The organism is Acinetobacter sp. GG2 (assembly GCF_000292385.1).
GTDB lineage: Bacteria > Pseudomonadota > Gammaproteobacteria > Pseudomonadales > Moraxellaceae > Acinetobacter > Acinetobacter seifertii.
On sequence record NZ_ALOW01000040.1, the window covers coordinates 356,825 to 378,547 of the forward strand.

The 21,723-nt window shown below is 38.9% G+C and carries 12 protein-coding genes and 1 pseudogene; 8 read left to right on the forward strand and 5 right to left on the reverse strand.

The genetic code is table 11. The annotated features are described in order from the left end of the window. Positions 1–305 precede the first annotated feature (305 nt). Positions 306–1,043 (forward strand): 4'-phosphopantetheinyl transferase family protein, encoded by a 738-nt coding sequence (locus tag B554_RS0117815; RefSeq protein ID WP_019459127.1) that lies wholly within the window; start codon positions 306–308, stop codon positions 1,041–1,043. A gap of 41 nt (positions 1,044–1,084) precedes the next feature. Here B554_RS0117815 and entS read toward each other — a convergent pair whose 3' ends face one another. The 4 genes from entS to fes are packed head-to-tail and all read right to left on the reverse strand — an operon-like array spanning position 1,085 to position 10,940. Continuing rightward, positions 1,085–2,335 carry an enterobactin transporter EntS gene (gene entS, locus B554_RS0117820; protein WP_019459128.1) on the reverse strand — a complete coding sequence of 417 codons (1,251 nt, stop codon included), beginning with the start codon at positions 2,333–2,335 and terminating at the stop codon, positions 1,085–1,087. Then, complete coding sequence (locus B554_RS0117825) at positions 2,332–9,483, reverse strand: non-ribosomal peptide synthetase (protein ID WP_019459129.1); 7,152 nt, start codon at positions 9,481–9,483, stop codon at positions 2,332–2,334. The genes entS and B554_RS0117825 overlap by 4 nt, the downstream gene beginning before the upstream one ends. A 12-nt stretch (positions 9,484–9,495) precedes the next feature. Next, a complete protein-coding gene (locus B554_RS0117830; RefSeq protein WP_005305165.1) occupies positions 9,496–9,711 on the reverse strand; it encodes an MbtH family protein in 216 nt (71 codons plus the stop codon). A 29-nt stretch (positions 9,712–9,740) separates the two neighbouring features. After that, positions 9,741–10,940 carry an enterochelin esterase gene (gene fes / locus B554_RS0117835; protein WP_019459130.1) on the reverse strand — a complete coding sequence of 400 codons (1,200 nt, stop codon included), beginning with the start codon at positions 10,938–10,940 and terminating at the stop codon, positions 9,741–9,743. Positions 10,941–11,206: 266 nt separating this feature from the next. Here fes and B554_RS0117840 point away from each other — a divergent pair, with 266 nt between their 5' ends. The 5 genes and pseudogenes from B554_RS0117840 to B554_RS19205 all read left to right on the forward strand — a co-directional run bounded on the left by B554_RS0117840 (position 11,207) and on the right by B554_RS19205 (position 15,812). After that, positions 11,207–11,977 (forward strand): SDR family oxidoreductase, encoded by a 771-nt coding sequence (locus tag B554_RS0117840; RefSeq protein WP_019459131.1) that lies wholly within the window; start codon positions 11,207–11,209, stop codon positions 11,975–11,977. A gap of 44 nt (positions 11,978–12,021) precedes the next feature. After that, complete coding sequence (locus tag B554_RS0117845; protein WP_019459132.1) at positions 12,022–13,245, forward strand: isochorismate synthase MenF; 1,224 nt, start codon at positions 12,022–12,024, stop codon at positions 13,243–13,245. Positions 13,246–13,256: 11 nt separating this feature from the next. Then, complete coding sequence (locus B554_RS0117850; RefSeq protein WP_019459133.1) at positions 13,257–14,921, forward strand: (2,3-dihydroxybenzoyl)adenylate synthase; 1,665 nt, start codon at positions 13,257–13,259, stop codon at positions 14,919–14,921. 21 nt (positions 14,922–14,942) lie between these two features. Further along, a pseudogene (locus B554_RS0117855) lies at positions 14,943–15,593 on the forward strand (isochorismatase family protein); the annotation flags it as partial. A gap of 18 nt (positions 15,594–15,611) precedes the next feature. Next, positions 15,612–15,812 carry a phosphopantetheine-binding protein gene (locus B554_RS19205; protein ID WP_373368118.1) on the forward strand — a complete coding sequence of 67 codons (201 nt, stop codon included), beginning with the start codon at positions 15,612–15,614 and terminating at the stop codon, positions 15,810–15,812. 46 nt (positions 15,813–15,858) lie between these two features. Here the strand turns inward: B554_RS19205 and B554_RS0117860 are convergent, their stop codons facing one another. After that, positions 15,859–19,008: a multidrug efflux RND transporter permease subunit gene (locus tag B554_RS0117860; protein ID WP_019459135.1), complete on the reverse strand. Its 3,150-nt coding sequence runs from the start codon at positions 19,006–19,008 to the stop codon at positions 15,859–15,861. Between the two features lie 217 nt (positions 19,009–19,225). On the opposite strand from B554_RS0117860, the gene B554_RS0117865 reads away from it, so the two are divergent. Beyond that, on the forward strand, positions 19,226–21,178 hold the full coding sequence (locus B554_RS0117865; protein WP_019459136.1) for a TonB-dependent receptor plug domain-containing protein: 1,953 nt from the start codon (positions 19,226–19,228) through the stop codon (positions 21,176–21,178). A gap of 140 nt (positions 21,179–21,318) precedes the next feature. Then, a complete protein-coding gene (locus B554_RS0117870) occupies positions 21,319–21,720 on the forward strand; it encodes a transcriptional repressor (protein ID WP_004701669.1) in 402 nt (133 codons plus the stop codon). The last annotated feature ends 3 nt before the right edge of the window (positions 21,721–21,723 follow it).

Sequence of the window (21,723 nt, forward strand, 5' to 3'; positions counted from 1 at the left end):
GAGAGCAATCAATCCAATGCCTAATAGCACTAGACTCAAATACTTAAATAGAGCTGGAAGATGTTGAGACAATAGATTTTGGTTGCTATGACTACAATAGATACTGACCGCTCCCAACAGGGTCAAAAAAAGTCCTATAAGTTTCATAATCAATGTTTATAAGTAAATTAAAGTCAAAATTTACCCAACAGTATAAGTAAATAATAATTATTATCAAATGATAAATATAATTATTTATAGATTTGCAGTGAGTAAGTTAAGATAGAAGATAACTCATTAAAAATATTTATTTTGAAGTCGAATACGTGAGCAATTATCTATACATTCCTGAACAACTCAGTACATCAATTTATGAAATTTCGAATCCTATTTTTTTTACATCAGAGCTATTTTGTTATGGGCTAGATTTATCGCAAACAACGCATTTGCATATAGACCAACAATTAGAGCATCCTCTAAAAATTGCTCAAGCGCGTGTCGAACGTAAAAATGAATACTTATGCGGCAGGGTATTAGCTCAAGCTGTTTTAAATCATCATTTCGGTCTAGATCAGCCAATAACCTCTATGCACGAACATTTACCCATTTGGCCATCCCATGTTTTGGGGAGTATTAGTCATTCACAAAATAAGTTAATTGTTGCACTATCTAGGCATGCGGTTTATTTGGGAATTGATATTGAGCACTGGGTAACTTCAGAATTTGCTCAAGAGAGTGCACATCTAATCTTAACGCCATGTGAGCTTGAATTATGGAAAAATAAAGCCCGTGAGTGTTTTGGTTTTGATTTTGCCCATTATGTGAGCTTAATTTTTTCTATAAAAGAAAGTCTATATAAAGCGGTTTATCCCACTGCAAAGCAATATATCGATTTCTTAGAAGCATCTATAGTTGATATTAATTTTGAAAATCAAACATTAACGCTAACTTTTTTGCCAGAAATTCAGCAAGGCTATCAACTCTTAGAATGCTATGAGGGTGGCTGGGCCGTAGAGCAAGACCATATTATGACTTGGGTTTTTCAAGCACGAAATTTTGCTTAAAATAAAAGAAGGCAACGAATTGCCTTCTTTTTATTTAGGGTTTAATTTTCTTGTAATTTAGGATCTTGGAATCCAGTTTCACGCATATCTTGAGAGTTGAATAAGAACATAAATCCTACTGCAAAGCTTAATATGCCAAAGAAGAGGATACTTCCTGATATTGGTAAAAACCGAGTTAAGAGACCCAAAGTTGTAGTGGCAATCGAATCGCCTAACGCATCTTGTGCGAGCCAAATTGCGTTAATACGGCCTAGATATTCATCAGGTGTATGTCCTTGTACAATGCTGTATTGAAGCAAGTTGGCAATCGACATCAAATATCCGAAAACACATAAAATGGGTAAAGTCACGATGAGCCAAGGTGAAAGTCCAATCATAATCATGCAGCTAAAAACACCTAAGCACGTATAGAGCATGATTAAGCCGGGTCGAAGTAACCTTGTTGTCCATCCACTCAATAAGGCACCTAAAGTTGAGCCTAAAGGCACGGCTGAATACATAAGTCCGAGTTCAAATGCGCCGCCGTGAAAAATTTCATCTGCCATTTGCGGAAAAATAATACGAATAGCGCTGCTAAAACTAAGCAATGTGCCAATTAAAATCGTGCTACCGACTACTTTATTTTTAAAAACAAATTTAAACCCTTGAGCTAATTGACGAAGAGGACTTTCGCCATTTGATGCATGTTGTGGTTTAAGCGCAGGTAGTCCCATCAATAAAAATACAGTGAGTAAAGTGCCCACGGTTGAAACCCAATACACGGTTGCAACACTGCTAGCAGCAATTAATATACCGCCGATTGCTGGTGAAATAACGGTTGCAAGCCGTACGGATACCATACTGATCGCACGGGCTTGTACGATATTTTCGCGCCCTACAATCACAGGCATGATCGCCATCATTGCTGTTACACCCAGTGCACCAAAGAAACCATCCCATGCCGATAAAAAATAAATCGCATAGAGCGAAGGGTGCTCAAACATGGCATTGATGGCGAGACCAGCAAAACCTAAACCACACACACCACGTGCTAATAGAATCAGCCATTTCCGATCTTTGCGATCTGACAACAAACCACCAAGTAATAGGCCAATAAACATGGCTATACCTTCAAAAGCCATTGCGACAGCAACGTTAAGCGAGTTCCCCGTAATGTCATAGACTTGTTTTGGAATAGCCACGACCAACATGCCAATGGTTAACAATGACAATGTGCGGGCAATAAATACATGTCGGAAATGAGCATTACGTTTTAAAAGACTAAAATCGGTCAATATAGATTTGAAGCTCATGGCGTGTGCTCCTCTAAACCGCGTGCCTGACAAATCATACGGTTTAGAATTGGGCCAAGTGTTTCAAGTTGCTGTGGAGACAATATATCGGTATGGTCCGCTTCGCTTAGTCGAACAATATTGAGTTTTTTAACTAAAGGGGACCATTGTTGTTCTGGTTGGATATACGGAAGCAAGTCTTTTTCAGCGACAACTAAGTGTAGTTCACCATCAAAGTTTGGCATTTTATAAGGTTTTAATAAACGGACGGCATCGCGATAGTTTGCGAAAATATCCTCTTGTAAACGTCGAGTTTCTTCACTTAATGCCGTATCTGCATCGGCCAGAATATCATTGAAGAATTGAAGCTGTTCTTGTTCGGCTTCAGCATTCATTTCCTCTACCGATAAATCTAACCACTGATGAATTTCGGCTGGGTAAGTGTCTAACAAGCCGAGAAAATCAACCTGTTCACCTTGTTCAGTTAACTTTGCAGCAACCGCATAGGCTACAGTGCCACCAAATGAATAACCTAATAAGGTATAAGGTCCTGTCGGTTGTTGCTTACGAATAATCTCAAGTTGTTTTTCAACGAGTTCATCCATATCAGTGCTATTTGCCAATAGGCCATCTGGTCGAGGTGACTGCAACCCGATAATTGGTAAGTCAGAATGCAGATAACGATTAAGCACAGTGTATTGCCATGCCGAACCAGAACCAGGGAAGAAACAGAACAATGGATACCCAGAGCCAGAACGGATTGGTAAAACAGGTTGCATACCAGTTTGTTCAACTTCTTCCAAACGTTCTTGTGTAAGAAGCAAAGCCGCTAAACGCTGAATCGTGACATGACTCATTAACTGACCAATTGGAATGGTCCGCTTAAATACTTTTCGGATTTCAATTGCAAGCTTCATGACCAAAATGGAATGTCCACCAATGGCAAAGAAATCTTCATTTACACCAATATTTTGTTCTGTATTTAAAACTTGTTGGAAAATACGTGTCAGTTCATGTTCAAAGCCAGTTGTGGCGTACTGTTTTTCTGTGTTTGAAGTATCAAGTTGTGGTCGTGGTAGTGCTTTACGATCTAGCTTACCATTATGACTTAATGGGAATTTCTCGACCAACATATAGTGTGTCGGCACCATATATGCAGGAAGCTGTTTCGCCAATTGTTTCTTTAATTGGTCGATGTCCAAAGGTGCTGTTGTTTGTAAGTAAGCAACCAATTGAACATCAGCTTTATTTTGTTCAGTAACGATAGGATGTACAACCACATCAAGACCGCTGATTAAGCGTAATTGTTGTTCAATTTCACCCAGTTCAATACGTTGCCCACGTATCTTTAACTGGTCATCAGCACGGCCTACATATTGAATACTTCCGTCTGCATGCCAACGGGCAATATCACCAGTGCGGTACATGCGTTGACCTGCTGCGAATGGATTTGCCACAAAACGTGTTGCTGTTAAGTCTGCTCGATGCAAATAACCCATGGCCAGTTGATGGCCTGCCAAATAAAGCTCACCGTCCACTCCAACAGGAACAGGGCGTAAGTATTGATCTAAAATATAAAGCTGGGTATTCCAGACTGGATATCCAATTGCAACGCTACTTTCTTCTGGGTGTAATCCGAGTGTTGCGTCCATATAACTCACATCTACCGCAGCTTCGGTTGGGCCATATAAGTTATGTAGCTCACAGCTAAAGTGCTCGGTAAATGATTTTGCTAAAGCCGTTGGTAATGCCTCACCACTACAGAATACTCGGCGGATCGGTAAACTTTGACGCTGAGCAGATGACAAAATTTCGGTAGCAGCATTTTCAAAAACAGCCAACATTGACGGTACAAAATGTAATGTTGTTACCTGATATTTTTGAATGAGGCTTAATAATGCCAATGGGTCACGGTGTGCATCTACAGGTGCCATAACCAATCGTGCACCTACTAAATATGACCAGAAAAACTCCCATACCGAAACATCAAAAGTACATGGCGTTTTTTGCAAAATCGTATCGTTGGTTGACAGTGGATACTCTGATTGCATCCATAAAATACGGTTCACAATGGCTTGGTGAGAAACCATGACACCTTTTGGTTGGCCTGTTGTACCCGATGTATAGATTAAATATGCCGGATGCTGTGGCGTAATGACTGTTGTTTTATAGCTGCTTAAATCAACCTTTGTTTCATCAAACAATTCATTAAAAGTAAAGGTGGCTATTGATGGGGAGGCAATAGCAGCTAGATCTTTTTGTTCACCAATCACAAGTTTAGATTTGGCATTCTGCAACATAAATTTGATGCGTTCAGACGGATGTTGTAAATCAATAGGTAAATAAGCTGCACCTGCTTCAATCACCGCTAAAATAGCGATACTCAATTTGACTGATCTTGGTAGAGCAACCGCAACAATATCCCCAGCCTGTACGCCCGCTCTTTGCAATTGCTGTGCTAACGCACAAACTTGCAAACGCACTTCACTGAAACTGAGCTGATGATTTTCATCAGATAATGCCGTTTGTTCAGGAGTAATTCGAGCTTGTTCTCTGAGTAATTGCTGTAACGTGCTCTGGCGAACATAGTATTGGGTTTGATTCGTTTTCTGGATTAAATCGCGTTCTTCGGCCAGTTGTAAGCGATAGTGAGCTAGAGAAGTCTCTGGTTCATTTAATGCAATTTCAATCAATTGAACCATTCGCTCGAGGAAATGCTCTGGTTGATCAATTACACCACGCTGTTCGAGTAATAGTTCAATTTGATGATCAGGAATAACCAATAAAGCAAGTGGATAATGGCTATAACCACGATTTGTGAGTTTGGAAATCACAGCATCGCCCAGTTTTTGCTGTAAATACTGGTTATCAGGATAGTTTTCTACGACTAACAAACTATCGAAAAGATTACCTTGTCCCACTAATTGCTGAATTGCACCCAGACCCAAACCATCATGTTCTAAATGTTCAACATGTAATTGTTGTAACTGAGTCAATTGCTCCCAAAGTGTTTGCTGCATGTTGAGCTTTACACGTACCGGAATCGTATTTAAAAACAATCCAATCTGTTGCTCTAAACCATTAATAGGTGCTGAACGTCCAGAAACAGGTGTACCAAACACAATATCTTCACGGTGAGCATAAATATTTAAAGTCATTGCCCAAATCATTTGCATGAAGACATTAAGCGTGATGCCTTGTTGGCGTAATTTATGTTGAAGTTTCGCACCCAACTCAGCACTTAAACGATATGAAGTTTCCTGTACAGCTTGCTGTGGTTGATTAAATAAAATGAGTGGCTGTAAATCTGCTAAATCACGTTGCCAAATTACTTTCGATGTTTCATGGTCACGTCCAGATAAAGCTTTAATTACTGTTTCATAACTATATTCAAGCACTGGCAATTGCTGGTTAGTCTGCTGATAAGCCTTAATAAAGTCTTGTAAAAACAGCGGAGTTGACCAACCATCTGTTAACAGATGATGCACCATAATCAATAGTTCTGACTGTTCTGGAGCATGTTGAATTAAGGTTGCCCGAATTAAGCCATAGGGTTGGTCAAGGTGAATCGGTTGCTGCAATGCTTCTTGAATGGTTTGCTCAAGCAGATCGGGAGTGACCGAACAAAACTGAACAGGCCAAGCTTGAGTAGGATGTAATGAATAGATAAAGACAGGTTCTTCAGCTAATTCGCTATCAAAATGCCCACCTAGTTGCGGGTGACGTTTTAATACGGTAATCAACGCTTGCTGTAAACGTACTGGATCAATGTCTCCATTTAAACTAAGACGAGTAAAGGCATTATAGTTCGATTGATTTTCTACTTGAGATAAGAACAGCATGCCTTTTTGCAAAGGAAGCAAAGGTAAAATAGTGCTGTTTTTGCCATATTTTTCTTGAACTTTTTGTTCTAGTTCTGCTGAAAATAATGGTTTTGAAATGGCTGCTTGTTGCTCATCTAAACGGGTGAGTTGCGGTGCCATAGCGGCCACTGTTTTAAATTGGAATACATCACTTGGTCTTAAGCCGTAACCACATTGGCGCAATTGAGTACAAAGCATAATGGCCGAAATACTATCGCCACCTGTCATAAAGAAGTCGTCATCAATTCCAATTGCGTCAAGCTTAAGAACAGATGCAGTAATTTGACATAAAAGTTGTTGTTCAGACGTTTCGGCCATTCGGCTATGGGTACGAATTTGAGGTTTTGGCAGTGCTTTTTTATCAACTTTACCACTTACATTTCGTGGAAATTCGGACATAACAGTTAGAGCAGAAGGCACCATATATTCAGGTAAGTTTTGACGTAACTGACTTAAATATTGCTGACTTAATTGCTCACTGGTTTTTTCATCAAGTTCAATGTCTTTAACCACACAATAACCGAGTAAACGATGACTGTTATTAATCGGTTCTGCAATCACGACTGCGCTTTCAACATTGGCTAAAATCGAAAGTGCATTTTCAACTTCACCGATCTCAACTCGATAACCACGAATTTTAATCTGGTCATCACAGCGCCCCATAAATTCAAGTTTACCCGAACTATTCCAGCGGACTAAATCACCCGTACGGTACATGCGCTGTCCGTGTTCAAATGGATTCGCTACAAAACGGGCAGCACTTAAGTCAGCTCGACCTAAATAACCATTGGCAATGCCAAAGCCAGAAATATAAAGTTCACCAATCACGCCTGTAGGGCATCGTTGTAAATGACGATCTAGTACATAGGCCTGTGTATTACCAATAGGGTTACCAATAACAGGGCGAGCTGTCTGTTTTAATTCTGCTCGGAAAGTATCAACCGTATATTCGGTTGGACCATACAAATTATGAGCAAAAAGCGCTGGCTGATCATTTAGCTGTTGCCATAAAGCTAAAGGTGCAGCTTCACCACCAATCAAAATAAGACTTGGGTGATGCTGATTTTCAGCAAATAAACCATTCGTCATCATTTGCGCACAAAAAGATGGCGGTAAATCAAGTGTATCGATTTGTCGTTGCTGAATTTCTTGCACTAAACCAAATGCATCTCGACGCATGTTTTCATCAAAAATATGTAGCTCTTGGCCCCATAACATCCAGAAAACTTGCAACCAAGATGAATCAAAAGAGAAAGAGTGTGTATGCGCTGCACGTAACGGACGCTCAGGGAAACGCTGATTTACAGCTTCTAATACTGGCCAGTAAATGGTTGGTTTATGCGACAAAATGAGGTTGAGTAAAGAACCATGTGTATTCATTACCCCTTTAGGACGACCAGTACTTCCTGAAGTAAAAATTACATAAGCAACATCTTGGAAATCAAATTTGCGATTTTCAGCGGGAATATCACTCGCATCTTGCTTTCGAATTTGCGTTTGAACATCTTCATGATCAAGATATAACTGCTGAATATTTTGTGGTAGTTGCTGTGCGAGTGCTTGTGTGGTTAATACAAATAATGGATTTGCATCTTCACACATCATTTGCATACGATCGATTGGATAATCTAAATCGAGAGGCAAGAAACTTGCACCAGAGTTTAATACGGATAACATCACCACAACTGAGTCAATCGAACGAGGAATAGCTCCAGCAATGACAGTTTGCTTTTTGGCTCCATTTTCTTGTAAAAAACGAGTCAGTTGATTCACTTGTACTGCAAGCTCAGCAAAACTGAGATGCTGAAGGTCTAGACGTTCACCACTCACGATTGCCGTACGTTCAGGATATTTTTTCACTTGCTCATAAAAAATATCTAGAACATTATTATATTGTTCAGGGTGACTAACACGTGGACCAATACCACTTTGAGTTAGGGCAGCAAGCTCTTGTGGTGTCGTAATATTAAAATTGCTACATGCCTGTTCTGGACGAATTAGAGCTTGTTCAAGTAATAAAGTTAAGCGTTGACCATGGTTAAATAGTTCATCTTGTGTATAACGCTGCGAATCTGCACGTAGTTCGATAATGAGTTCATGATCTTGAACAATAAAAGAAAACTCAAAATCATCAATTGGTCCTGTAGAAATATGGTGTGTTTTGACTTTTTCACCATCTAACATCAAGTCTTGATCAAAAGCTTTATAGTTTAAAATAGGGCCGTACATTCGTTCATGAATATCGATACTATTTAAATCTCTTAAAATTTGTTCGGCATCATATTTCTGATGTGGACGAATTTGTCGTAATTGCTCTTGTACATGTTGAGCCAAGCTTACCCAACTGTCTTTTTCAGCAACTTTAAACTTCACAGGCAAGACATTTACCGTCGGTAAGGTTGAGCGAATCGCCTTTGAACCTAAACGACGCATAAATGGAATACCATTAACCAAATCACCTTTATCGGTCATTTTGTAAATATAATGTAATGACAATGACATCATAATGTCATTCAAGGCTAGTTTAGATTGCGCAGCTAAAGCTTGAATTTGCTCTAAAATTCCTGTCGAAAAACGCAGCTGATGCTTAATAAATGTCGCTGTAGTTTTTGCCGCTAAATGATGAGTACTTAAACTAACCGGACTAGGTAAATCTTCACAATATGCCTTCCAGAAAGCTTGGTCTATTTTAAATTGATGACTATTTTCATAAGCCTGACGCTCAGAAATAACATCATTAACGCCAATGAAAGGAGAAATTGAAAGGTCTTTTTCTTCTTGTAATTGTTGATAGAGTTCAACAATACGTTTGGTCAGGTTAATCATGCTAAAACCATCAAGCATGATGTGGTGATAACGTTGATACCAATACACTTTGTCATGGGTCGTAAACAACACCTGACGGAACAGTTGAGATTCACCCGCTTTAAGTGATTTAGCACATTGACGATCTGATGGCATCCAGTCCCATAAACGTTGCTGAGCTTTTTTAGGCGTTAAATGACAAAAATCAAATTCTTCAATTTGAAACTGAACTTGGTTATTAAGCTCAATAAACGGTTGAGATGGGTCAGATGAATATGAAGCAATGACCGTGTCGGCTTCAATTAAGCCGATCTGAATCGCTTTTTTAAACGTTGGGATATCGACAGTTTTTGGTAGTTCCAAACAATGCGCAATGGTATATAAATCTTCAATTGAACTTAAATGATCGGCAAGGAAAATGCCGAGCTGAGTAGATGCCAATTCAAAACGAGCTGGTTGAGAAAGGTCCGGAGTAAATTCATTATTTAATGCCTGATTCATGACAATACTCCTTTACGCTTGTTGAAAGGGGTTAATTGCAAGCCAGTGCTTTTCTACATATGCAATACACGAAGCCCGCGTATCTGGTCCATGCTGAATATCCCACCCCGATGGCACCTGATGTTGAGCAGGCCATAAACTGAACTCACCTTGTTGATTTTTTAAAACCTGAAAAGACAAACTTTCGTTATCAAAGGGATTGATATAATTTTCCTGTAAGTTGCTCATGATATTGTTATCCTTGATGAAACAAATGGTTATAGTGAAAGAGTTTGTTGCAATGCCTTAAGCAAGTCAGTACGCCAGTTCACGGCATCATGTCCGCCCTGAAAAGTGTGAAAACTCACTTGATTGAATGATTGCAATTGTTGATAAAGCTGAAGGCCATCGTCCCGCATATCGGTTTCATACGTGCCAGCACTGATATAAATTCGAGTTGTTTTTGATAATTGATCAGATAAGTTTTGAAGCAGTTCTAAAATATTACCTTTATGCTTTTGCCCTAAAATACTGTTTGAAAAATCTGACCACCAATAAGATCCAGACTGTAAAATCAGAGAAGTAAAAATGGTCGGGAACAACAAAGTACTATGTAAAGCACATAAACCACCTAAACTTTGACCACATAACGTAATGTATGTTTTAGAAATAAAAGAATATTCTTTTAAGAGTATTTCAATGAGTTCATCAACCAACGCCCGACTAAATGCATCATGGCAACCATAATCTTGTTGGCGTTGTTGACTATTTAAACTATGAACAAAAACATAAACTGCTGGACGAATCTTATTTGAATCAGTCAAATGCTGAATTTCGGGAATAATTGAAAGCTCTCGGCTCCAGATTTGGCCATCAAGCAATATGACGAGTGGCAAGTCTTCTTGAGTTGATTGATGACTAATAAAAACGTCAACTAAATAGTCCTGTTGGCATAAGAGACTTGACCATTGAAATGTCTTTGTAATTGGGCAATCGTCTATGAAAGCTTTTGTGTTTTCGAGTTGAATTTGATTGATGTATCGGGCCAGATGTCCCGTATAAAACTGATGTTGATTGAATGAGTCAATTTGAGCATTTTGTTTAAGCTGTGTTTGCCACCATAAGCGGCGTGTTGCCGCACAATTTGTTTCTGGCGCGTCTTCACTAGCGGTCACTACAACATAACTACCAGTCCAAGCTAAGGGCAGCTCTATTTCAAAGAAGTACACATTTGTTCCAGCTATATGGCTAAAACGATTCCACTTTTGATAGATAGAAGGGCTTTGTGAATAAATATCAATATAGACAAAGATACTTTCTTTAGGCTCAGGACTACGCCAAACAAAGGTACATAGCGCTTTATTTTTTTGTAGGTTAACTAGCGGACTACCTATTTTTTTAACGGTATTCCACCAGACCTCACTCCCAACATTGAGTTGTTGAAATAGGGGATGTAAGGGATGAGAAAATGGCTTCATTTTGAGTCCATCTCGACAAGAAAGCGCGGTCAAATTAACAAAATGATTATCATTAGTAAATGAAAACAATTATCATTATAATCAATAAAAAAAGACGGGTTTTGTTAAATTTATTAAAAATCAATGAAATAAGTTAGTTTCTTGGTTAATAAATAACTTGATTTAGATTGTAATCTTATGTTTGATATTTATCGCACTTGATAATAATGATAATTATTTGCAATTATGTGGCGGAATTTAGTATTCGAGTCAAACTGGAGTAAAACATGAGCTCTACCATCGTAGTCACAGGTGCTGCAAGAGGTATTGGAGCTGCTATTGCAAAAAAATTATTGCAGCAAGGGTATCAAGTGATTGGTATTGACCAACAGGAAAACCCAGAACAATGGGAAATCATTCAAAAGCTAGAAAACTATGAAATATCACGTTGGCGAGGAATTTCACAAGACATTACACAGCAACAAACTACTCAAAATTTGATTGCGGAGCTTTTGGAAAAGCACAACATTACAGGTTTAGTGAATGCGGCGGGCGTTTTGATTATGCGGTCGATGCTTGAAGCAAAAACAGAAGACTGGCAAACACTTTTTGCTGTAAATGTCATGGCACCCATTGCGATTAGTCAACAACTTGCTAAACATTTTTGTGAAAAAAAGCAGGGAAGCATTGTCACAATTAGCTCGAACAGTTCACGTATGCCACGTATACAACTTGGCATGTATGCAACGAGTAAAGCTGCACTGAGCCATTACTGCCGTAATCTTGCACTTGAAATCGCACCTCACCAAGTCAGGCTCAATATTGTTTCACCAGGCTCTACGCTCACTCAAATGCAACAGCAGCTTTGGACGGATAATTCACCTCCGCCTGCTGTTATTGATGGTGACTTAAACCAGTACCGCACTGGTATTCCACTTAGAAAACTTGCTCAGCCTGAAGATATCGCTAATACCGTTAGCTTTTTACTTTCAGACCAAGCAGCACAAATTACTATGCAAGAAATTGTGGTCGATGGGGGAGCCACATTAGGCGTTTAAATATTAATTCATCACAACAAAATAATTTTATAAGGAGTTGCGAGATGTCGGTACAGCATCCGTATTTTATCCAACGAGAAAATTTTACTGAAAGCAGAATTACACTCGCAAAAGAAGTTTTAAATTGCACTGATAACGCTGGTTTTATATTTACTACTCCTGAATACATCATATCGAGTCATCAAAAACTTAAAGATATTGAGGTTACAAAAGACACTCAGCTAAAAGAGTGGCTAAACGAAGCCCGTCTACAATTACAACAAGCAATTGCAGATGGTTATAGCGATGCCAAGGTTATGGGTGGGTTGCCATTTAGTTCATCGTCAGATGTCAATTTAATGTTGATGCAAGATGCCAAGGTTTACCAGAAAGCTTTATTTTCGCAAACTGATATTAATCTTGATGACTTAATATTAAAGCAGGCCGATTATTTACCTTCAGGTGAACACTATAAACAACAGGTTGAATATTTAGTACAACAAATGCGGGCACAAAAGCTAGATAAAGCAGTACTTGCTCGTATTTTACAACTTGAATTTGACGAGAATCTTCCAGTCTCGGACATATTTTATAACTTGGCCAAGCATAATCCTGAAGGATATAACTATGCAGTCGCAAGGCAACCTCAAAGCGAAGGTTGGTTTGTTGGTGCAAGTCCTGAACTTTTAATTGCAAAGCAAAATAATAAAATCTGGAGTAAACCTGTTGCGGGCACATTGGCTCGTGATGAAGATCCGATTATTGACCAAAATAATGCAAGAGCTTTACTAGCTTCACAAAAAGATCAACATGAGCATGCTCTTGTCATCGAAATGATTGCTGATGAACTCACACCTTTCTGCAAGCAACTGCATGTGCCCAAACAGCCTTCACTTATTCGCACCAAACGTCTTTGGCATTTGGCCTCACACATTACGGGTGAGCTTAAGCAAGCCGATACTCATGTTTTTGACTTAATTGAACGTCTACATCCGACACCGGCAATTTGTGGTGAGCCAAGCTCTGTAGCAAAAAATTTGATTCATCAACTTGAACCATTTAACCGTGAACTATTCGCCGGAACCATGGGTTGGGCCGATGCCGAAGGTAACGGTGAATGGTCGGTGACTGTTCGCTGTGCCCGTATTTATCAAAATATTGCCCGTTTATTTGCCGGTGCAGGAATTGTGGAAGCCTCACGCCCACAAGCTGAACATGCTGAAACTGCAGCAAAGTTCCGTACTGTACTTGATGGCTTGCACATTTCACCAGACCAATTACCACGATAAGGAATAAATAAATGACAACTAAGAATTATTTAGTTGGCGCTGTGCCATATCCAGCAGAATTTGCTGAGGTTTACCGTAAAAAAGGTTATTGGCTTGGACAAAACTTGAGTGATTTCTTGCGTGAAAGTGCTCAAAAGTATGCGAAAAATATTGCAATTTATGATGGTGATAAAGCTGTTAGCTATGAAAAATTTGACAACTTAGTTGACTGTTGTGCAAGCCATTTATATCACTATGGCTTACGTGCGGGTGATAAAGCCGTCGTACAAATGCCAAACCACTATCAGTTCTGTATTCTATTTTTTGCACTGATTCGATTAGGTGCTTTACCTATCATGTCTTTACCTGCCCATCGATATGCCGAACTCAGTAGCTTTTTTAAACAGACGCAAGCTAAAGCTTATTTCTGCGCAGATTTTGGAGCCCAAAAATTTGATTACCGAGAGCTTGCCGAAAAGCTTCAGCAAACAGCACCTTGCTTAGAGCATGTATTTGTACTTGGTGATGCTGGTAATTTTGTTGCCATCGAAAACCTATTAAAAGAAACAGAAATTCTAGCGGAAGCAATCTCGCCAACTACAGCAGATCAAGTGGCTTTTTTACAGCTTTCGGGGGGTAGCACAGGTGTTCCAAAACTGATTCCACGTACTCATGATGATTATCTATACAGTGTGCGTGAAAGTGCCAAAATCTGCCAACTTAATCAGTCATCACGCTTACTCATGGTTTTACCTGCGGCACATAACTTTTCAATGAGCTCGGCTGGTTCTTTAGGCATTTTTTATGCTGGTGGCGCGGTGGTTTTAGGTACAGATCCAAGTCCGGAAACTGCATTTCCGCTTATTAAAAAACACGGTGTGACAGATGCTTGTTTAGTTCCTGCATTGGTTCGACCGTGGATGGACAAAGCAGCCAAAGATCAAGATTCAATATTATCGACTCTACGTTGTTTACAAGTCGGAGGCGCGCGTTTACCCGATGCTGTTGCCTTACGTTTAATTGATGAGTTTAAGGTTAATTTGCAACAGGTCTTTGGAATGGCTGAAGGGCTGGTGAACTACACCCGTTTTGGTATGTCAAAAGAACAAATTATTCATACTCAAGGTTTAAAAATATCACCAGATGATGAAATTTTGGTATTGGATGATCATGACCAACCCGTAGACGCTGGAGAGGTAGGGCATCTACTCACTCGTGGTCCTTATACCATTCGCGGCTATTACCAAGCACCAGAGCACAACGCTCGTTCTTTTACACCAGATGGTTTTTATCGTACAGGCGACCTAGTTCGTATTCGTGAAGATGGCTGCATTGTTGTAGAAGGGCGTTCGAAAGAACAAATTAATCGTGCTGGTGAAAAAATTGCGACTGAAGAAGTGGAGCAAGCTTTATTAACTCATCCACAAATCCGCTTGGCAGCGCTGGTTGCTATGCCTGATGAGATGATGGGTGAAAAAAGCTGTGCCTTTATTGTATGGCAATCACAAAACGATGATCCAAGCCCAATTCGCCTTGCTATGTCAGTTCGTCAGCATCTTAAAGACTATGGTCTTGCTACCTACAAAATTCCCGATCGAGTCGAATTTATCGAGCAGTTTCCATATACAGCCTTTGGAAAAATCGACAAAAAAAGATTACGTCAACAACTTGAAACTAAAACCAATGTTCTTGCTTAAAGATAAAAAAGGAAAAATTTGATGAGTATTCCTAAAATTGCTAGTTACAGCATGCCACAAGCCCATGAGTTTACAACTAATAAAACACATTGGCAGTTACATACCAATCGCGCCGTGTTATTGGTCCATGACATGCAGCAGTATTTTTTAGATTTTTATGATCAAACTCAAGCGCCTATTCCAGAGCTTATTAAAAATACCAAAGAACTGATTGAAACCGCACGTAAATTTAATATTCCAGTGGTTTATACTGCACAGCCCGGTAATCAGACGCCTGAACATCGCCAGTTATTAACTGACTTTTGGGGAACTGGCCTAAAAGATGATCCGAAAATCACTCAAATTTTGCCGGAAATTTCCCCTCAAAAAAATGATACCGTTTTAACAAAATGGCGTTATAGTGCATTTAAGTTTTCACCACTTGAACAACTCATGCGCGAGTCAGGTCGTGATCAACTTATTATTTGTGGTGTTTATGCCCATATTGGCTGCCTCATGAGTGCCGCAGAAGCATTTATGCTCAACATACAACCATTTTTATGTGGTGATGCACTCGCTGACTTTAGCCGTGAAGAACACGACATGGCATTAAAATATGCAAGTACACGTTGTGCTCAAGTCATGACAACTCAACAAGTGACTCGTGCTTGGACACTTGAACAAACAGCCTCGCCATTAACCCAAGCTGGGATTGTTCAAGCGGTAAGTGAGCAACTACAGATTCCAGCTTCGGACATTCAGTTAAATGATGATCTACTCATGCTTGGGCTTGATTCGGTACGACTCATGACTTTAGTGGGTAAATGGCAGGCTTATGGTGCTCAAGTGAGCTTTGAAGATTTAGCAGAACAACCAACTTTAGAAGTATGGATTGAGAAACTAGTCGCTTAAATTTAAACAATAAAAAAAGCAGATCATTAATCTGCTTTTTTTTGTTTTATAAAGAGGAATGATCTTTTCTATATTTAGATACACGTCTAAACCAAACCCGTCCAAGCGACCATTGCAAAGCCGGTAAACTATGTACCAAAACAAAGAAAAACACCGTAAATACAGGGACTAGTAAGGTTCCAATAATCACACTGCCAAATACACTCATACCAATTTCATGGCGACTCACTGCACCAGCACCTGTAGCAACGACAAGGGGAATGACGCCCGCACCAAAAGCTAAAGACGTCATTAAAATGGGGCGTAAGCGCAGAGCTAAAGCCTCACATGCGGCCGTAACATAGCCTTTACCTTGTTTTATGGCTTTAGTTGCGAACTCCACAATTAAAATTGCATTTTTACAAGACAAACCAATACCTGTTAGTAACGCAATTTGGAAATACACATCGTTTGGTAAGTTAAAGATTTGAGCAAATACAATAGTTCCGGTAATTCCTAGCGGAAGCCCAAGCAAAATAATAAGAGGCACTTTCCAGCTTTCATATAAAGCGGCTAAACATAAGAAAATAAATAAAATAGAGATAATGTATAAAAATAAGGCTTGCTGACTCGATTGCTGCTCTTGTAAAGAGAGGCCACTCCATGCGACATCTACACCAGATTGTTTGCTCACCATATCACTTAACTGTTGCATTGCCTGACCTGAACTAAAGCCAGAACTAACATTTGCTTCAAGTTGTATTGCAGCAAGTCCCATAAATCTTGTTAGTGTTTCTGGACCACCAGTCCACTCACTTTGACCAAAATGCGCAAGAGAAAGCATTCCACCTGTATTATTACGGACATGCCAATAAGCTAAATCTTCAGGTTTAGAGCGAAATTCAGCATCACCTTGCATAATGATTCGTTTAATTTTGCCTCTTTCAACAAAATCACCCATATAGTTTCCACCCCAAGCAGTCGATAAAGTTGAACGAATCGCTTGTTGATCAATCCCTAATATCTTGGCTTTATTCTGATCGAGTTGAATAAAAACTTCAGCCTTATTTTCATCTACAAGTGGACTTAAATTTTCAAACGCAGGATAATTGTGAGATTCTTTTTCTAAAGCTTTATATTGTTTAATGAGTTCATTGCGTCCTTGACCATTTACATCTCTGAGCCAAAGTTCTAGGGCATCAGATTGGCCCAAACCAGAAACACTTGCAGGCATACCCACCATAACTTTGGCTGGTAAGTTTTTTTGCAAGTAATTTTGCGCACGCTCACGTATAGCACTTGCAGTATTAACTTCACCTTTACGTTCATTCCAATGTTTTAAGGAAACAAACGCCATGCCTAAATTTGGACCGTTCCCTGAAAAGTTTTGTCCATTAACGACTAGTACGGTATTAATATTTTTAGCTTCATGTTCAAAGAAATAGTTATTAACCAGTTTACCTACTTCTTGTGTTTGGCTCATAGACGCACTGTTATGCAAACTATAAGGCACAGCCAATAAACCCTGATCTTCATTTGGAATAAAGCTCGTCGGTAAACTACGATAAATCAAAATTAAAACAGCAACTAAAGCTAACACGACAAGACATGAAAGTGTTTTAAACTTAATTGAGCTTGTCGCTAAAAAACTAAAACCAACTTTAATTTTTTCAAGTAAAGTTTCAAGCTTCTGCCCCCATTTAGGTTTTTGAGTTTGTTTTTTTAGTAAGACAGCACACAAAGCAGGCGTAATAAACATGGCTACCAATAAAGATAACAACATTGCAGCTGCTAAAGTGATTGAAAACTGGCGGTAAATCATGCCCGTTGAACCACTAAAAAAAGCCATAGGGATAAATACGGCGGTTAGTACCAAGGTAATACCCATCAATGCGCCGCTAATTTCTTGCATCGATGCTAAACATGCATCCCGAACACTTAATTGTTGCACATGCATAAGCCGTTCAACATTTTCAACCACTACAATCGTGTCATCGACCAATAATCCGATTGCTAGAACCAGTGCAAACAGGGTAAGAGTATTAATACTCATTCCAGATAAATACAACACAACAAAGGTACCGCAAATCACAATAGGTACAGTAATGGTGGGAATAAGTGTAGCGCGCCAATTTTGTAAAAAGAGATACATCACAATGACGACTAAAACTACTGCTTCAAGCAAAGTAATAATGACTTGTTTAATCGACTCTTCAATAAACGGTGTATTGTCCCGCGGATAAACTACTTTATATCCAGTGGGTAGATGCTGCTTGAGCTGTTCAATTTTTGCTTTAATTAGACCAGAGGTTTCAATCGCGTTCGCATCGGGACTGAGTGAAATTCCTAAACCAGCAGAAGGGTAGCCGTTTAGCGTATTAATACTTTCATAGTTTTCGGCACCTAATTCAACTCTCGCTACATCTTTTAAATAAACCAGACTTCCATCTACATTCGCTTTAACCACAACCGATTTAAAATCGTTGACTGTTTTTAGCCGAGATCCTGCAGTGACTTTGGCATAAATATTCTGGTCAGAAGCCGAAGGCATGGCACCAATCGAACCTGCAGCAATTTGGGTATTGTAGTCTTCAAGTGCCTGTTCAATATCACTCGGCATAAGTTGATAATTTCTAAGCTGATTTGGATTTAACCAAATACGCATGGCATAACTGGAACCAAATACATCAACTTCACCAATCCCTTGCAGTTGCGAGAGAGGCTGTTCAAAGTGATTAACCATATAGTCCGATAATTCGATATTGCTGGCTTTACCTGTCTCATCGTATAGCCCCACAATTAACAGCATATCACCTGTGGTTTTCCAAATATTTACCCCTTGCCGTTGTACTTGCTCGGGGAGACGGTTTAATGCACTGTTAATGCGGTTTTGTACTTGTAGTTGTGCCTTATCAATATCTGTACCAATTTTAAAATGAATATCAATACTGGCCGTTCCTGAAGATTCACTATTTGATGTGAAATAGAGTAAGTTATCCAGTCCTTTGATTTGTTGTTCTAAAATCTGAGTTACGCTTTCTTCAACAGTTTCAGCAGACGCACCTCGGTAATTAGCAACCACTGTGACACTTGGAGGAGCTAAGTTTGGATAACGCTCAACGGGCATTGCACGAATAGAAAAAAAACCAAAAATAAGAATAGTGATGGCAATGACAGATACAAAAATAGGGTGATAAATAAAAAATCGAGAGAGCATTGTTATGTCTACTTTAAGCTTGTTTTCAATAGGTTTTTAGGCACACCAAATTGCAATATTAACTTTTTTAAATCAAACAAACAATAATGATTATCATTATATAAATAATAATTACTTTTATCTTGAACAATAAAAGTCATGAGGCTATCATGCACGGCACATCATAAATGATAACAATTATCATATGGTAATCGTTATAAAATATAAGGACCGAGAAATGACGTTAACAAAAAAGGCGCTGGTGATCGCCCTCTCAACACTGCTTCCATTCGCAGTCCAAGCAAATACAGATATTGAGCAACAGGACACAAATGAACCTGTTCAAAAACTTAAAACCATTGTGGTTTCTGCTGCTTTAAAAGAACAAGATGTAGATAAAGCACCCGCATCGATTAGTGTCATCACAAGTGAAGATATTGAACGTACTGCAGCACTGAGCCTTGCAGACGTTTTACAAAAACAAGCAGGGGTTTATAACTATAACAGTGGACAGGACAAAATTATTATCCGAGGGATGCAAGATACGTCTGGTAGTTATACTTTAATTCTAATCAATGGAAAAAGAACATCTTCTCTGGGAGCAATGTGGCGAGGTAATGATTTTGACTGGAGTTCAATTCCATTAAATAGTATCGAACGAATTGAAGTGATTCGCGGACCAATGTCATCGCTTTATGGTTCTGACGCGATGGGCGGCGTCATTAACATCATTACCAAAAAAGCCGAAAATGGACAGCTTCATGGTTCTGTCTTTGGACAATATAACCGAGCCGATCGAGGAAACGGAAAAGATCAATTCCGATACGGATTTAATCTCTTTGGTGGCTTAACCGATAATGTTAGTTTTTCTCTCTCTGGTGATTCTTATAATCGTGATGCGTGGTATCGAAATGGAAAGCCAGACTCAAATGGTGCTTATTTTGTAGAGAAAGACACTAAGAATGTACATGGGACTTTAAGTTGGGATATTAATGATCAACAAACTCTAGACCTAGATTTGGGTTATACCAAAGATAAACGACCACTTACTCAAGACGCGGCATCTTCGATCCAAGAAGGTGAAGATGAGCGAACCAATGTAGGTATTACCCATCGAGGGAAATGGAGTTGGGGGAAAACAGAAGCTTATATTGGAAAAGAAACTGCTAAAATTTATGACTATGACAGCGAATATAATGCTCCCCAAAGTCGTAATTATAAGCAAGAAAACTTACTAGGTCGTGCTTTTGCCAACTTTGACTGGCTCATGAATAACACGACTGCTGGTTTCGATTATAAAGACCAAAAAATCACAGATCCCGTAGGATACACATCTGGCGGGTCTGAACAGAAAAGTTATGGTGTATTTGTTCAGAACGATACCCACATTAACGATGCACTTACTTTAACATTAGGTGGTCGTTACGATGACTTTGATAATTTTGATGGCAAAGCAACTGGTAAAGCATATTTAGCTTATCAACTCGCTGAAGGAGTTATTCTTAAAGGTGGTGTTGGTCAAGCTTATAAAGTTCCAGGACCATATCAGTTAGATGCAAATTATGAGTTAATTTCTTGTGGGGGGAGCTGTTTTATTACAGGGAATCCAAATCTAAAACCTGAAGAAAGTACCAACTATGAAGCAAGTCTAATTGTTCGTAAACCAAACTGGAATACTGGTATTACAGTATTTGAAAATGATGTACAGAACTTAATTGAACGTGTTTCTAATCCTAATTCTCCAAATCCAACCAAATATCCATACAAATGGGATAACGTTGCTAAAGCAAAACTAAAAGGTGTGGAACTCAACGGTGGATATGACTTTAGTGATAATTTAGGGATAACAGCGAATGCAACATATTTGGATGCTAAAAATGAGGTAACTGGTAAAGACCTGACCGAACGTCCTGAATGGTTAATTAATAGCTCACTTTCATGGGCTATTGTTGAAAACTATCGTATGAATTTTGGTGCAAGCTATGTAGGTCATCAAATGTTATCTAGTGGTAAAAAATTACCAGCCTATACGACCTATGACCTTACGTTTACCTCGCCAATTTCGCCACGTTTAACACTGGACTACGGTGTGAAAAACCTGACCGATGTTGACTTGGAAGATAAAAACAAAACTTTTAATACCAAACTTTATGGCCGCAATTACTTTGTGAAAGCGACTTATAGTTTCTAAGTTAAATCTAGACTCAAAGCTTATTCATAGGGGAATAGGCTTTGAGCTTTTCAGTTAGAAAACATCCATAATTTTCAAGTAAATATAGACAAAATAATTTTTAAAACTTTCTATATTTCTAAACTTTAAGGTTAATTAACATGACGACAATATCAAAATCATTATTAAATGGATTACCTATAAAAAAATCGAGAATACAGGTTTTTGAAATTTTAAATCAGAATCCACACGGCTTAAGTGCAGATAGTATTTATGCACAAATTAAAAATGAATATAAAATTACACTAGGCACCATTTACCGAATTTTATCTGAGTTTGAAAATCGCAAACTCGTCAAAAGAGTGTTTTTGGGAAAAAGTAAAAGTATTTATAAGCTCAGAAAAGACAAAATGAGTTGTAATCTGATTTGCTTAAAAACAGCAGAAACTTCAAGCTTTGAACATGAAAAAGTGAAGGAACTATTGCACGAAGTTATGGATATTATTTTTGCAAATACTGGAGCAGACATCAGCAGTGTAGAACTTAATCTCTATACTGAATAAAAG